This window comes from Staphylococcus nepalensis (genome assembly GCF_002442935.1).
Classification (GTDB): domain Bacteria; phylum Bacillota; class Bacilli; order Staphylococcales; family Staphylococcaceae; genus Staphylococcus; species Staphylococcus nepalensis.
Genome location: NZ_CP017466.1, coordinates 1,808,922 through 1,823,630, shown reverse-complemented (window position 1 = coordinate 1,823,630; position 14,709 = coordinate 1,808,922). Strand labels below are relative to the sequence as shown.

At 34.2% G+C, this 14,709-nt stretch carries 12 protein-coding genes; all 12 read left to right on the top strand.

Features of this window, described 5'->3' with window-relative positions:
- Window positions 1-31: 31 nt before the first annotated feature.
- Window positions 32-910, top strand: a complete 879-nt coding sequence (tsf, locus tag BJG89_RS08610) for a translation elongation factor Ts (protein WP_096810082.1) — start codon at window positions 32-34, stop codon at window positions 908-910.
- A gap of 133 nt (window positions 911-1,043) precedes the next feature.
- On the top strand, window positions 1,044-1,766 hold the full coding sequence (gene pyrH / locus BJG89_RS08605) for a UMP kinase (RefSeq protein WP_096810080.1): 723 nt from the start codon (window positions 1,044-1,046) through the stop codon (window positions 1,764-1,766).
- Window positions 1,767-1,783: 17 nt separating this feature from the next.
- The gene (gene frr, locus BJG89_RS08600; RefSeq protein ID WP_096810078.1) at window positions 1,784-2,338 is read left to right on the top strand and encodes a ribosome recycling factor; all 555 of its coding nucleotides are present in this window, start codon (window positions 1,784-1,786) and stop codon (window positions 2,336-2,338) included.
- A 230-nt stretch (window positions 2,339-2,568) separates the two neighbouring features.
- Window positions 2,569-3,333, top strand: coding sequence for an undecaprenyl pyrophosphate synthase (locus tag BJG89_RS08595; protein ID WP_096810076.1), 765 nt, complete (start codon window positions 2,569-2,571; stop codon window positions 3,331-3,333).
- Between the two features lie 17 nt (window positions 3,334-3,350).
- Window positions 3,351-4,127, top strand: a complete 777-nt coding sequence (locus BJG89_RS08590; protein WP_096810073.1) for a phosphatidate cytidylyltransferase — start codon at window positions 3,351-3,353, stop codon at window positions 4,125-4,127.
- A gap of 302 nt (window positions 4,128-4,429) precedes the next feature.
- Window positions 4,430-5,716: an RIP metalloprotease RseP gene (gene rseP / locus BJG89_RS08585; protein ID WP_096810071.1), complete on the top strand. Its 1,287-nt coding sequence runs from the start codon at window positions 4,430-4,432 to the stop codon at window positions 5,714-5,716.
- 15 nt (window positions 5,717-5,731) lie between these two features.
- Window positions 5,732-7,432, top strand: coding sequence for a proline--tRNA ligase (locus BJG89_RS08580; RefSeq protein ID WP_096810069.1), 1,701 nt, complete (start codon window positions 5,732-5,734; stop codon window positions 7,430-7,432).
- Window positions 7,433-7,857: 425 nt separating this feature from the next.
- Window positions 7,858-12,168 carry a PolC-type DNA polymerase III gene (locus BJG89_RS08575; protein ID WP_096811222.1) on the top strand — a complete coding sequence of 1,437 codons (4,311 nt, stop codon included), beginning with the start codon at window positions 7,858-7,860 and terminating at the stop codon, window positions 12,166-12,168.
- A gap of 211 nt (window positions 12,169-12,379) precedes the next feature.
- On the top strand, window positions 12,380-12,847 hold the full coding sequence (gene rimP / locus BJG89_RS08570) for a ribosome maturation factor RimP (RefSeq protein WP_096810067.1): 468 nt from the start codon (window positions 12,380-12,382) through the stop codon (window positions 12,845-12,847).
- Between the two features lie 23 nt (window positions 12,848-12,870).
- Window positions 12,871-14,091, top strand: coding sequence for a transcription termination factor NusA (nusA, locus tag BJG89_RS08565; RefSeq protein ID WP_096810065.1), 1,221 nt, complete (start codon window positions 12,871-12,873; stop codon window positions 14,089-14,091).
- 15 nt (window positions 14,092-14,106) lie between these two features.
- On the top strand, window positions 14,107-14,391 hold the full coding sequence (gene rnpM / locus BJG89_RS08560; RefSeq protein WP_096810063.1) for an RNase P modulator RnpM: 285 nt from the start codon (window positions 14,107-14,109) through the stop codon (window positions 14,389-14,391).
- A complete protein-coding gene (locus BJG89_RS08555; protein WP_096810062.1) occupies window positions 14,388-14,705 on the top strand; it encodes a L7Ae/L30e/S12e/Gadd45 family ribosomal protein in 318 nt (105 codons plus the stop codon). Before rnpM ends, BJG89_RS08555 begins: the two co-directional genes overlap by 4 nt.
- Window positions 14,706-14,709: the final 4 nt, after the last annotated feature.

Genomic DNA, 14,709 nt, shown 5'->3' with positions numbered 1-14,709 from the left:
TAAAATTTATTAAATAATGGAGGAATACGAAATGGCAATTTCAGCTAAACTTGTAAAAGAATTACGTGAAAAAACTGGCGCTGGCATGATGGACTGTAAAAAAGCGTTAACAGAAACTGACGGTGACATCGATAAAGCAATTGATTTCCTACGTGAAAAAGGTATTGCAAAAGCAGCTAAAAAAGCTGACCGTATTGCGGCAGAAGGTTTAGTACACGTTGAAGAAAGAGGTAATGAAGCAGCAATTGTAGAAATTAATTCTGAAACTGACTTCGTAGCACGTAACGAAGGTTTCCAAGAGTTAGTCAAAGAAATTGCTATTCAAATTTTAGATACTAAAGTTGAAACTGTAGATGCTTTATTGGAAACAGAATTAGCTGACGGTAAAAGTGTTGACCAACGTATGAAAGAAGCAATCTCTACAATCGGTGAAAAATTAAGTATCCGTCGTTTTGCTGTGAGAACAAAATCTGACAATGATGCATTTGGTTCTTATTTACACATGGGTGGCCGTATCGGCGTGTTAACAGTTGTTGAAGGTACAACGGATGGCGATGCTGCTAAAGATGTTGCAATGCATATTGCTGCAATCAATCCTAAATACGTTTCATCAGAACAAGTTAACGAAGATGAAATCGCTCATGAAAAAGAAGTTTTAAAACAACAAGCATTAAACGAAGGTAAACCAGAAAAAATTGTTGAAAAAATGGTTGAAGGCCGTTTACGTAAATATTTACAAGAAATTTGTGCAGTTGACCAAAACTTTGTTAAAGATCCTGACCAAACAGTTGAAGCTTTCTTGAAATCAAAAGGTGGAAAACTAGTTGACTTCGTACGTTATGAAGTAGGCGAAGGTATGGAAAAACGTGAAGAAAACTTTGCTGACGAAGTAAAAGGACAAATGAAATAATTTTTCATAGTTTGAACAAGAAAGAAGACACCTTTTGTGCGCCGTATGAAAGATTTACTTTTATATTGGAAGGCCTACTGTGTCTTCTTTACTTGTATCAAACACATATTTTTACAATAGAGAGGATAAGACAATGGCTCAAACTTCTAAATATAAACGTGTCGTTTTAAAATTAAGTGGTGAAGCGCTCGCAGGCGATGATGGATTTGGAATTAACCCGATTATTATTAAAAGTGTTGCTCAACAAGTAGCTGAAGTTGCAAAAATGGATTGTGAGATTGCAGTTATTGTTGGTGGAGGTAATATTTGGAGAGGTAAAACGGGTAGTGACCTCGGTATGGACCGTGGTACTGCAGATTATATGGGCATGTTGGCTACTGTTATGAATGCTTTAGCGCTACAAGATAGCCTAGAGCAATTAGATTGTGATACACGTGTTTTAACATCCATCGAAATGAAACAAGTTGCAGAACCATACATTCGTCGACGCGCAATCAGACACCTAGAGAAAAAACGGGTTGTCATTTTTGCAGCTGGAATAGGGAATCCATATTTCTCTACTGACACTACTGCTGCTTTACGTGCTGCTGAAGTGGAAGCAGATGTTATCTTAATGGGTAAAAATAATGTTGATGGCGTTTATTCTGCAGACCCTAAAGTAGACGAAAACGCAGTAAAATATGAACACTTAACGCATATTCAAATGCTTCAAGAAGGTTTACAAGTCATGGACTCGACAGCATCTTCGTTCTGTATGGATAACAATATTCCATTAAATGTATTTTCTATAACAGAAGAAGGTAATATTAAACGTGCTGTTATGGGTGAAAAAATAGGAACATTAATTACAAAATAATTTAGAGGTGTATGAAAATGAGTGACATAATTAATGACACGAAAACAAAAATGAAAAAATCGATTGACAGTTTATCTAGAGAACTAGCAAATATCAGTGCGGGTAGAGCAAATTCAAACTTGCTAAATGGCGTTACAGTAGATTATTATGGTGCACCTACGCCAGTTCAACAACTTGCTAGTATCAGTGTGCCAGAAGCACGTCTTTTAGTCATTTCTCCATATGACAAATCATCTGTTGGTAATATTGAAAAAGCAATTAATGCAGCAAACTTAGGCGTCAACCCATCCAACGATGGCGAAATTATTCGTATAAGTATACCTGCCTTAACAGAAGAACGCCGTAAAGAACTTGTAAAAGAAGTTAAAAAAATTGGTGAAGATTCTAAAGTTGCAGTTAGGAATGTGCGCCGTGATTCAAATGATGAGCTTAAAAAGCAAGAAAAAAACGGTGACATCACTGAAGATGACTTAAGAACTCAAACTAATGAAGTTCAAAAAATAACTGACGATTCTATAAAAGACATTGATAAATTATTAGAAGAAAAAGAACAAGATATTATGTCAGTATAAACATGGTAATGATGATATGACTTCAAATCAACAGTAGGCATAAACTTTTTAATACTTGAGATTTGAAAAGAAGCATATTATAAATTTATCTGAACTGTATCAAATCAGACTTTGGTACAGTTTTTTTATTTGTTTATTCATTGCGCTTATCTAGTATGATAAAATGGTAGATAATTGCATTTAAAACCTATTAATAATAAGCAGAGATGATAACGCTCGGAGGAAATACCATGTTTAAAAAGTTAAACAAGAAGAAAAAAAACCAGCCTATAGAATCTAATAGTGAAATAGATTTACATAATGTACCTAACCATGTTGCTATCATTATGGACGGTAATGGTCGATGGGCTAAACAAAGGAAATTGCCTAGAATCAAAGGCCATTACCAAGGTATGCAAACAATTAAAAAAATAACTAAAGAAGCTAGTGATTTAGGTATTAAGTACTTAACACTTTACGCGTTTTCAACAGAAAATTGGACGAGACCTAAGAATGAAGTCAATTATATCATGAACTTACCGGTTAACTTTTTAAAAACGTTTTTACCAGAATTAATCGAAAACAATGTCAAAGTTGAAACAATTGGTTTTTTAAAAGAATTGCCAAAAGCAACGCTTGAGGCCATAGATAAAGCGAAAGAAAAGACTAAAACCAATACTGGTTTAAAATTAATTTTTGCAATTAATTACGGTGGACGTGCTGAAATTGTTCACAGTGTAAAATCAATTTATGAGAAATTATCTTCAGAGGGGTCATCCAGTGATCAAATAACCGAACAGATGATTAACGAGTATTTGATGACACATAGTTATCCTGATCCAGACCTTTTAATAAGAACTTCAGGAGAACAACGAATTAGTAACTTTCTTATCTGGCAAGTATCTTACAGTGAATTTATTTTCAATGAAAAATTTTGGCCAGATTTTGATAAAGAAGAATTAATAAACTGTATTAAAATTTATCAATCTCGGCAAAGACGCTTTGGCGGATTATAAATGGTTAGGAGAATAGTATGAAAGTTAGAACTTTAACAGCAATCATAGCACTTATTGTTTTTCTTCCTGTATTGTTAAAGGGTGGCCTTATTTTAATGTTGTTTTCATATTTGTTAGCGTTTATTGGCCTTAAAGAATTGCTGAATATGAATATGATTAAGTTTTTGTCCATTCCAGGAATTATAAGTGCATTAGGTATTTTAATTATTATGTTGCCACACGAAGCTGGAGCATGGGTAAATGATTTTCAATTAAAATCTTTAATAGCAATGAGTTTTATTTTATTAAGTTATACAGTGCTTTCTAAGAATAGATTTAGCTTTATGGATGCCGCATTTTGTCTTATGTCTATCGCTTATGTAGGTATAGGCTTTATGTATCTTTATGAAACGAGATCTGAAGGATTACATTACATACTATTAGCTTTCTTAATCGTTTGGTCTACAGATACTGGTGCTTATATTTTCGGTAGATTAATGGGCAAACATAAATTATGGCCTGTAATCAGTCCTAATAAAACCATTGAAGGTTTTATAGGAGGCATTATTTGTAGTTTAATTGTTCCACTTATTATGATGATTTTTGTGGATTTTGGTATTACGGTTTGGTTATTATTATTATGTACTGTTGTATTGAGCATGTTTGGCCAGTTAGGCGATTTAGTAGAATCAGGTTTTAAACGTCATTTTGGCGTGAAAGATTCTGGCCGAATTTTACCCGGTCATGGTGGTATATTAGATCGTTTCGATAGTTTTATGTTTGTGTTACCACTTTTAAACATTTTCTTAATTTAAGTGATTTTACAAGAAAAGATGTGCTTTTAAAATTGTATAATCGTAAAATCAAGGAGTTAATAAATTAAATACTGATTATATTATCAGTGATTTGATTTTTTAACTCCTTTTCACAAACAAAGATAATATAAAGTATTTATGTCACAAAAGCAGTATTATTTTCTTAATACTGTTTCAAGTTATGTGTATCAGTTAGTACTGTTATGTTATAATTTTATAATCAAAAGTAATATATCGCTCTATAGATTATAATAAATTACAAATAATGGAACAATTTTTCGGAAAATATGAGGTGTATCAATTTGAGTTTTCTAGTGACAATCATTTCTTTTATAATCGTCTTCGGTATTCTTGTAACAGTTCATGAATACGGTCATATGTTTTTTGCTAAAAGAGCTGGCATCATGTGCCCAGAATTTGCAATTGGGATGGGGCCTAAAATTTTTAGTTTCAGGAAAAATGAAACGCTATATACCATCCGTTTGCTGCCTGTTGGGGGTTACGTACGAATGGCAGGAGATGGATTGGAAGAACCTCCCGTTCAACCGGGCATGCATGTTAAAATAAAGCTAAATGATAAAGATGAGATTACACATATCATTCTAGACGACCAACATAAATTTCAACAAATCGAAGCAATTGAAGTAAAACAATGTGATTTTAAAGAAGATTTATTTATTGAAGGTGTAACGGCATATGATCAAGAAAGACATCGTTACCATATAGCGAATAAAGCTTATTTTGTAGAAAATGGTAGCTTAATTCAAATTGCGCCAAGAAATCGTCAATTTACACACAAAAAACCTTATCAAAAATTCTTGACGTTATTTGCGGGTCCGTTGTTTAATTTCTTGCTTACATTAGTATTATTTATTGGCTTGGCTTATTACCAAGGAACGCCAACGAATATAGTTGACGAAGTAGCCAAAGATACGCCAGCAGCTCAAGCAGGTTTGCAATCGGGAGACAAGATTGTAAAAATCGATCATCATTCTATCGATAGTAAATCTGATATTGATAATGCAGTATCACAGATAAAAAACAACAATACGCAAATAAAAGTAGAACGTGATGGTAAAACAGAAACATTACAAGTGAAACCTAAAAAGGTAGAACAAAAACTTACCAAAACACATTCAGAAACCAAATATTTATTAGGTTATACTGCAACAACTGAACACACGTTATTTAAACCGATTGTGTCGGGCGTAGAGCGTTCGTTAGAAGCAGGAAAATTGATATTTACTGCGATTTTAAGTATGATTGCGAGTATTTTTACGGGTCAATTCTCTTTCGACATGCTCAATGGACCAGTTGGAATTTATCACACTGTCGACTCTGTAGTTAAGACTGGTATTATTAATTTAATTTCTTGGACTGCATTACTAAGTGTGAATTTAGGTTTAATGAACTTATTACCAATTCCAGCACTGGATGGCGGTCGTATCTTATTTGTTATTTATGAAGCTATTTTCAGAAAACCACTTAACAAAAAAGCTGAAACTACGATTATTGCTATAGGTGCAGTATTTGTATTAATTGTTATGGTATTAGTTACATGGAATGATATTCAACGTTATTTCTTATAAAAGGAGAGCATTTAAATGAAACAATCTAAAGTATTTATACCAACGATGAAAGAAGTACCAGCTGCTGCTGAAGCTTTAAGTCATCGACTTCTGTTAAAAGCAGGTTTGATTAAACAAAGCACAAGTGGAATTTATAGTTATTTACCACTTGCTACAAAGGTTTTAAATCATATTGAAACGATTGTAAGAGAAGAAATGGAACGCATCGATGCTGTTGAAATTTTAATGCCAGCATTACAAAAAGCAGAGCTATGGGAAGAATCAGGTCGTTGGGATGCATATGGCCCAGAATTAATGCGTTTGCAAGATCGTCATGGCCGTGAATTCGCGCTTGGACCAACACATGAAGAGCTTGTGACTTCTGTTGTAAGAGATGAACTTAAATCATATAAACAATTACCACTTACATTATTCCAAATACAATCTAAATATAGAGATGAAAAACGTCCACGTTTTGGTTTACTTCGTGGTCGTGAATTTATCATGAAAGACGCTTATTCATTTCATGCAGATGAGACATCGTTAGATGAAACATATCAAGATATGTACAATGCTTACGCGCGTATATTTAAACGTGTTGGTATCAACGCTCGTCCGGTGGTTGCTGATTCTGGAGCAATTGGTGGCAGCCATACGCATGAGTTTATGGCATTAAGTGAAATTGGTGAAGATACAATCGTATACAGCGAAAATAGTGACTATGCTGCTAATATTGAAAAAGCAGAAGTTATTTATCATCCAAATGAGAAACATGTTGAAATTGCTGAATTAACAAAAATAGAAACGCCTCAAGTTCATACTGCGCAAGAATTAGCCACATTTTTAAACAAACCATTGGATGAGATTATCAAGTCTATGGTATTTAATGTTGATGGTGAATTTATTATGATACTCGTTCGTGGTCATCATGAAATTAATGACGTTAAATTAAAAGCATATTTTGAAACAGATCATATTCAATTAGCTACTGAAGATGAAATAAAAAATCTATTAGGTGCTTCACCAGGTTCACTTGGACCAGTTTTTGACAAGGATATCAAAATCTATGCAGATCATTTTATAAAAGATTTAAATAACATGGTTGTAGGTGCAAATGAGGATGGTTACCATTTATTAAACGCTAATGTTGGTCGCGATTTTGAAATAGATGCTTATGGTGATTTTAGGTTTATTTTAGAAGGTGAACAGCTAGCAGACGGATCTGGTGTTGCTAACTTTGCAGAAGGCATAGAAGTTGGGCAAGTATTTAAACTTGGCACTAAATATTCCGAAGCAATGAACGCTACATTTTTAGATAACCAAGGCAAGGCCAAACCATTATTAATGGGGTGTTATGGCGTAGGTATTTCTAGAACGCTAAGTGCTATTGTAGAGCAAAATAACGATGACAATGGAATAATCTGGCCAAAATCTGTGACACCTTTTGATTTACATTTGATTACAATCAACCCTAAAAAAGAGGAGCAACGTGAATTAGGCGATCAATTGTACGCACAATTAAAAGAGAATTATGATGTGCTTTATGATGACCGAAAAGAACGTGCAGGTGTTAAGTTTAATGATGCAGATTTAATTGGTTTACCAATTCGAGTAGTTGTCGGTAAAAACGCAGCTGAAGGTGTCGTTGAAGTTAAGCGTCGGGATTCAGGTGAAAGTGAAGATGTCCAAATAGATAATTTAAGTCATTATGTCAATGAATTATATAAGAATTTATAATACAAAGATATATGATGTTTATTGGAAAAGTTACTACACTAAATAGACATATAAATAAACAACTAACAATGATTCATCCAGTATATCTGGCGTGGCGTTCATGTATTAAAAATATATGAAAATATGACGTGATTACTGACTGATTTAAAGTTAATTTTGGCCAAAAAATTTGTGAACACGGCTAACGAATCAGGGGGGCGGGAATACGAAATCAATTTAGAAATTTTGATTTCAATCTCGCTCCCATTTGTTATTATTTATTATAATGGTATATAGTTTAAGTTTAAGTATTAGAAATCCAATCTTTTCCGTTATATTATAGAGAATGTAAAAAATACATACGCCGATATTTGCTGATATTTAAAGTGAATATTAAAAACAGGAAACGTAGTGTAATTATTAGTAAGGTGGTTATCGTCTTGTCAATGACAAATCAGGAAAAATTTAAAATCCTAGCTGACCAAATAAAAATTGCAGACCATTTGGACCCAGAAATTTTAGAACAAAGTGAATTAACACGTGTAGATGTTAAAACGACCGACCGAACTTGGGTATTTCAGATAACATTTCCATACTTTTTATCTATAGAAGATTATCTATTATTCAAACATGCAATCACTGAAGAATTTAAAACAATAGCTAAAGTAGATTGCAATTTCACGATAACGAATAAGGCGAATCAAGATGAATATGCAATGAAATACTTTAGCCACTGTATTGATCAAACTAAATTATCACCAAAAGTAAAAGGGCAACTTAAACAAAAACGTTTGATTATGTCAGGAGATGTCATCAAAGTTATGTGTCAAAATGATATAGAACGTGATCACTTTGACAAAGCTTGTAATGGCAGTTTGATTAAAGCCTTTCAACAATGTGGATTTGCTATTAGTAGAATATTATTTGAAACAGATAATGCATCCAACGGTGACGATTTAGCATCACTCGAAGCTCATATTCAACAAGAAGATGAGCAAAGCGCACGTGAAGCTACAGAGAAATTAGAAAAAATGAAAGCTGAAAAAGCAAAACAACAAGATAATAACGAAAGCACTGTCGCTAAATGTCAAATTGGAAAACCAATTCAAATAGAAAATGTAAAACCTATTGAATCCATCATAGAAGAAGAATTTAAAGTTGCAGTAGAAGGTGTTATCTTTGATATCAACTTAAAAGAACTAAAAAGTGGACGCCATATTGTAGAGTTGAAAGTTACAGACTATACAGATTCTTTAGTGCTAAAAATGTTTACTAGAAAAAACAAAGACGATTTAGCGCATTTTAAAGCTTTAAGTGTAGGTAAATGGGTTCGCGCTCAAGGTCGAATAGAAGAAGATTCTTTTGTGCGTGACTTAGTAATGATGATGTCTGATATTGAAGAAATCAAGAAAGCAGTTAAACAAGATAAAGCTGAAGAAAAACGTGTTGAATTCCATTTACATTCTTCGATGAGCCAGATGGACGGCATACCTAATATAAGTGCATATGTAGATCAAGCTGCAAAATGGGGTCATAAAGCTATAGCAGTTACTGATCATAACGTTGTACAAGCATTTCCAGATGCGCATGCTGCTGCAGAAAAAAATGGTATTAAAATGATTTATGGCATGGAAGGTATGTTGGTAGATGATGGTGTACCTATCGCTTATAAGCCACAGGATATAGACTTAAAAACTGCAACATATGTTGTGTTTGACGTTGAGACAACAGGTTTATCTAACCAATACGATAAAATTATTGAACTTGCAGCTGTTAAAGTGAAAGAGGGAGAAATCATTGATAAATTTGAACGTTTCAGTAATCCACATGAACGATTATCTGAAACAATTAAAAATTTAACGCATATTTCTGATGATATGTTAGTAGATGCTCCTGAAATTGAAACAGTACTCACAGAATTTAAAGAATGGGTTGGAGATGCCATCTTTGTAGCCCATAATGCTTCATTTGATATGGGCTTTATCGACACAGGTTATGAAAAAGCTGATCTAGGCGCCTCAACTAACGGTGTGATTGATACGTTGGAATTATCAAGAACGATCAATACAGAGTATGGTAAACATGGCCTAAACTTCTTAGCTAAAAAATATGGTGTAGAATTAACACAACACCATAGAGCGATTTATGATACAGAAGCTACAGCTTACATTTTTATTAAAATGCTAAAACAATTAGAAGAAGCAGAAGTTTCTAATCATCAAGATATCAACACCTCTTTATCTAATGAAGATGCATATAAACGAGCTCGCCCTAACCATGTAACACTTATCGTTCAAAACCAACAGGGACTCAAGAATTTATTTAAAATAGTGAGTGCATCGCTCGTTAAATATTATTATAGAACGCCAAGAATTCCACGTTCACTTTTAGATGAGTATCGTGAAGGTATTCTTGTTGGCTCAGCATGTGATGAAGGAGAAGTTTTCACCGCAGTTATGCAAAAAGATCAGTCACAAGTTGAGAGAATAGCTAAATATTATGATTTTATTGAAGTTCAGCCACCAGCATTGTACCAAGACTTAATAGATAGAGAACTGGTTAGAGATAATAAAACATTGCATGAAATATATGACCGTTTAATCCAAGCTGGTGACGCAAATAATATTCCGGTGATTGCTACGGGTAATGCACATTATTTAAATGAGCATGATGCTATTGCACGTAAAATTTTAATCGCATCCCAGCCTGGTAACCCTTTAAATCGTAGTACATTACCTGAGGCGCATTTTAGAACCACAGATGAAATGTTAGATGAATTACATTTCTTAGGTGAAGAAAAAGCATATGAATTAGTCATTAAAAATACAAATGAGTTAGCTGACCGCATCGAACGTGTTGTGCCAATCAAAGATGAATTGTATACACCACGTATGGAAGGTGCCAACGATGAAATTCGAGAGATGAGTTATTCAAACGCCAGAGCTTTATACGGTGAAGACTTGCCTCAAATTGTCATCGACCGATTAGAAAAAGAATTAGAAAGTATTATCGGGAATGGCTTCTCTGTGATTTATTTAATATCACAAAGACTTGTGAAAAAATCATTAGACGATGGTTATTTAGTAGGTTCCCGTGGTTCAGTCGGTTCAAGCTTTGTAGCGACGATGACTGAAATTACTGAAGTTAACCCACTACCGCCTCACTATATTTGCCCACAGTGTAAACAAAGTGAATTTTTCAATGATGGTTCGGTCGGTTCTGGTTTTGATTTACCAGATAAAAAGTGTGGAACATGTGGTTGTGATTTAATTAAAGAAGGACAAGACATCCCATTCGAAACATTCTTAGGCTTCAAAGGTGATAAAGTACCTGATATTGACTTAAACTTTAGTGGTGAATATCAACCTGAAGCGCATAACTATACAAAAATATTGTTTGGTGAAGATAAAGTTTTCCGTGCTGGTACGATAGGCACAGTGGCAGAAAAAACAGCATTTGGTTTTGTAAAAGGCTTTTTAAACGACCAAGGTATTCATAAAAGAGGAGCCGAAGTAGATAGATTAGTTAAAGGGTGTACTGGTGTCAAACGTACGACTGGACAGCATCCAGGGGGCATTATCGTTGTTCCAGACTATATGGATATTTACGACTTTACACCCGTTCAATTTCCAGCAGATGATCAATCATCTGCGTGGATGACAACACATTTTGACTTCCACTCAATACATGATAATGTCCTAAAACTTGATATTTTAGGTCACGATGACCCAACGATGATTCGTATGTTACAAGATTTATCTGGTATCGATCCTAAAACAATCCCTGTTGATGATAAAGAAACAATGGGTATCTTTAGTTCTCCAGAACCATTAGGCGTGACCTCAGAACAAATTTTATGTAAAACAGGCACTTTTGGCGTGCCTGAGTTTGGTACAGGGTTTGTGCGACAAATGTTGGAAGATACGAAACCGACGACTTTTTCAGAATTAGTTAGGATTTCTGGTTTGTCACATGGTACAGATGTGTGGCTAGGTAATGCGCAAGATTTAATTCGTTCAGGTACTTGTGACTTATCGAGTGTAATTTGTTGTCGTGACGATATTATGGTTTATTTAATGTATAATGGCTTGGAGCCTTCATTAGCATTTAAGACTATGGAGTTTGTTCGTAAAGGTAGAGGCCTTACCGATGATATGGTAGAAGCAATGGTAGAGAATGAAGTGCCAGATTGGTATTTAGATTCATGTAGAAAAATTAAATACATGTTCCCTAAAGCCCATGCTGCAGCTTACGTACTAATGGCAGTACGTATCGCTTATTTCAAAGTGCACTATCCACTTTATTATTATGCTAGCTATTTTACAGTTCGTGCATCTGATTTTGATTTATTATCAATGATTAAAGATAAAGACGGCATCAGAAACACTGTAAATGATATGTATTCACGTTATATGGATTTAGCTAAAAAAGAAAAAGATACTTTAACTGTACTAGAAATCATGAATGAAATGGCTCAACGTGGTTACCGTATGCAGCCAATCAGCTTAGAAAAAAGTAAAGCGTTTGATTTTATAATTGAAGATGATAGTTTGATCCCACCATTTATATCTGTGCCTGGATTAGGTGAAAACGTTGCGAAAAGAATTGTTGAAGCACGTGAAGAAGGTCCATTTTTATCTAAGGAAGATTTGAATAAAAAAGCTGGTTTATCACAAAAAGTTATTGAATATTTAGATGAACTAGGTTCATTACCAAACTTACCAGATAAAGCACAATTATCTATATTTGATATGTAAAAGTGCAAGTAATAAATGGTATTTAAGTATTAAATGCAAGTTTAAAGGAAAGCCGTGTGATGTTTAGCTATCATCCCATATGTGAAAAGATATAGTTGTTTGTATAGAAAATAAACATATGGTATAATAATGTTGCTTAAAAAATTAGACTCAGGCAGGAAGAGTGGGCGTTATACCCGCTCTTTTCTATTTGCCAAAAAAGGAGGTCAGTATGAGTAAAGTAACTGAGCAAGTTGAATCAATCATTCAACCCGTCCTTGACGACTTAAATTTTGAATTAGTAGAAGTCGAATACACAAAAGAAGGTAAGGATCGCTTCTTGAGAGTATCTATTGATAAAGAAGGTGGCGTCGATTTAAATGATTGCGCCTTAGCATCTGAAAAAATCAGTGAAATGATGGATGCAGAAGATCCTATTCAGGAAATGTATTACTTAGATGTGGCTTCTCCAGGTGCCGAAAGACCTATAAAAAAAGAAAAAGATTTCCAAAATGCCGTTTCAAAACCCGTTTTTGTTTCTTTATATGCGCCAATTGAAGGTGGGAAAGAGTGGTTAGGTATTTTAAAAGAGGTAACAAGTGAAACGATTACTATGGAAGTTAAAGAAAAGTCAAAAACAAAGCAAGTTGAAATTCCAAGAAATAAAATCGCTAAAGCACGTCATGCTGTAATGCTTTAATGTGATGAGGAGGATGATAAGCCGTGTCAAGTAATGAATTATTATTAGCTACAGAATATTTAGAAAAAGAAAAAAAGATTCCAAGAGAAGTTTTAATTGATGCAATTGAAGCAGCACTAATTACTGCTTATAAAAAAAATTACGATAGTGCAAGAAGCGTTCGTGTAGAATTAAACATGGATGAAGGCACTTTCCATGTTATCGCGCGTAAACAAGTTGTAGAAGAAGTGATGGATAATAGAGAAGAAATTGACTTAAGCACAGCTTTAGTTAAAAATCCAGCTTATGAAGTGGGCGATGTTTATGAAGAAGATGTAACGCCTAATGATTTTGGTCGCGTAGGTGCACAAGCTGCTAAACAAGCTGTAATGCAACGTTTACGTGACGCTGAGCGCGAAATATTATACGATGAATTTATCGATAAAGAAGACGATATTGTTAATGGGTTAATAGATAGAGTTGACCATCGTTATGTTTATGTAAATTTAGGACGTACAGAGGCAGTATTGTCTGAAGCTGAAAGAAGCCCTAATGATAGTTACATCCCTAACGAAAGAATCAGAGTATATGTAAATAAAGTAGAACAAACAACAAAAGGGCCGCAAATTTATGTTTCACGCAGTCATCCAGGATTATTAAAACGCTTATTTGAACAAGAAGTCCCGGAAATTTTTGATGGCACAGTAATTGTTAAATCTGTTGCCCGTGAGGCTGGCGATCGTTCTAAAATCAGCGTACATTCTGACAACCCAGATATAGATGCTGTGGGTGCGTGTGTAGGTGCTAAAGGTTCTCGTGTTGAAGCGGTTGTAGAAGAACTCGGTGGCGAAAAAATTGATATCGTTCAATGGAACGAAGATCCAAAAGTATTCGTGAAAAATGCGTTAAGTCCATCTCAAGTTTTACAAGTTATTGTTGATGAAGCAAATCAATCAACTGTTGTAGTTGTGCCAGATTATCAGTTATCATTAGCGATTGGCAAACGTGGCCAAAATGCGCGCTTAGCTGCTAAATTAACTGGTTGGAAAATTGATATTAAATCAGAAACAGACGCTAGAGCTGCAGGTGTTTATCCATCAGAGGAATCAGAAGAAATAGCGGAAAACGAAAACACTGATGAAACTGAAGATAATGATTTAAAAACATACAATGCTGATCCAGAAGCATTCGATACAACAGCTGAATCAGAAACAGAAGTAAAAGATGATGCTGATGTAATTTCTGAAGAAGACACTGAAAAATAATTTGGAGTGAGCTTTATGAAAAAGAAAAAGATTCCAATGCGTAAATGTATACTTTCAAATGAAATGCATCCTAAAAAAGATATGATACGAGTTGTTATTAATAAAGAAGGCAAAATTTTTGCTGATGCTACTGGAAAACAACAAGGGCGTGGTGCTTATGTATCAAAAGATGTTAAATTAGTAGAAGAAGCACAAAAACAAGGTGTTTTAGAAAAATACTTTAAAGTTGATGCTGAAACATTAGACCCAGTGTATAAAGAAATTATACGTCTTATTTATCGTGAAGAGATACCTAAATGACCTTAGAGAAAATCGTAAATTTTTTAGGTTTAGCAATGCGTGCTGGAAAAGTTAAAACAGGTGAGTCAGTCATTTTAAATGACTTAAAGAAAAACAGACTAAAGCTCGTAATTATTGCAACTGATGCTTCTGAAAACACAATAAAAATGTTTCAGAACAAATGTGAAAGTTACCATATATCATTTCGTATATTTGGAACAAGAGCTGAATTAGGACAAGCTTTAGGTAAAGCAGAACGAGTAAACATTGGAATCACTGATCAAGGCTTTGCTAAAAAGCTAGTGTCAATGATTGATGAATATCGTAAGGAGTGACTAT

What these genes read in the sequence shown, in the direction of transcription:
- BJG89_RS08555 (WP_096810062.1), top strand. Translation starts at nt 14,388, where the DNA reads ATGACCTTAGAGAAAATCGTAAATTTTTTAGGTTTAGCAATGCGTGCT.
- BJG89_RS08575 (WP_096811222.1), top strand. Translation starts at nt 7,858, where the DNA reads ATGACAAATCAGGAAAAATTTAAAATCCTAGCTGACCAAATAAAAATT.
- rnpM (WP_096810063.1), top strand. Translation starts at nt 14,107, where the DNA reads ATGAAAAAGAAAAAGATTCCAATGCGTAAATGTATACTTTCAAATGAA.
- BJG89_RS08590 (WP_096810073.1), top strand. Translation starts at nt 3,351, where the DNA reads ATGAAAGTTAGAACTTTAACAGCAATCATAGCACTTATTGTTTTTCTT.
- tsf (WP_096810082.1), top strand. Translation starts at nt 32, where the DNA reads ATGGCAATTTCAGCTAAACTTGTAAAAGAATTACGTGAAAAAACTGGC.
- BJG89_RS08595 (WP_096810076.1), top strand. Translation starts at nt 2,569, where the DNA reads ATGTTTAAAAAGTTAAACAAGAAGAAAAAAAACCAGCCTATAGAATCT.
- pyrH (WP_096810080.1), top strand. Translation starts at nt 1,044, where the DNA reads ATGGCTCAAACTTCTAAATATAAACGTGTCGTTTTAAAATTAAGTGGT.
- BJG89_RS08580 (WP_096810069.1), top strand. Translation starts at nt 5,732, where the DNA reads ATGAAACAATCTAAAGTATTTATACCAACGATGAAAGAAGTACCAGCT.
- frr (WP_096810078.1), top strand. Translation starts at nt 1,784, where the DNA reads ATGAGTGACATAATTAATGACACGAAAACAAAAATGAAAAAATCGATT.
- rimP (WP_096810067.1), top strand. Translation starts at nt 12,380, where the DNA reads ATGAGTAAAGTAACTGAGCAAGTTGAATCAATCATTCAACCCGTCCTT.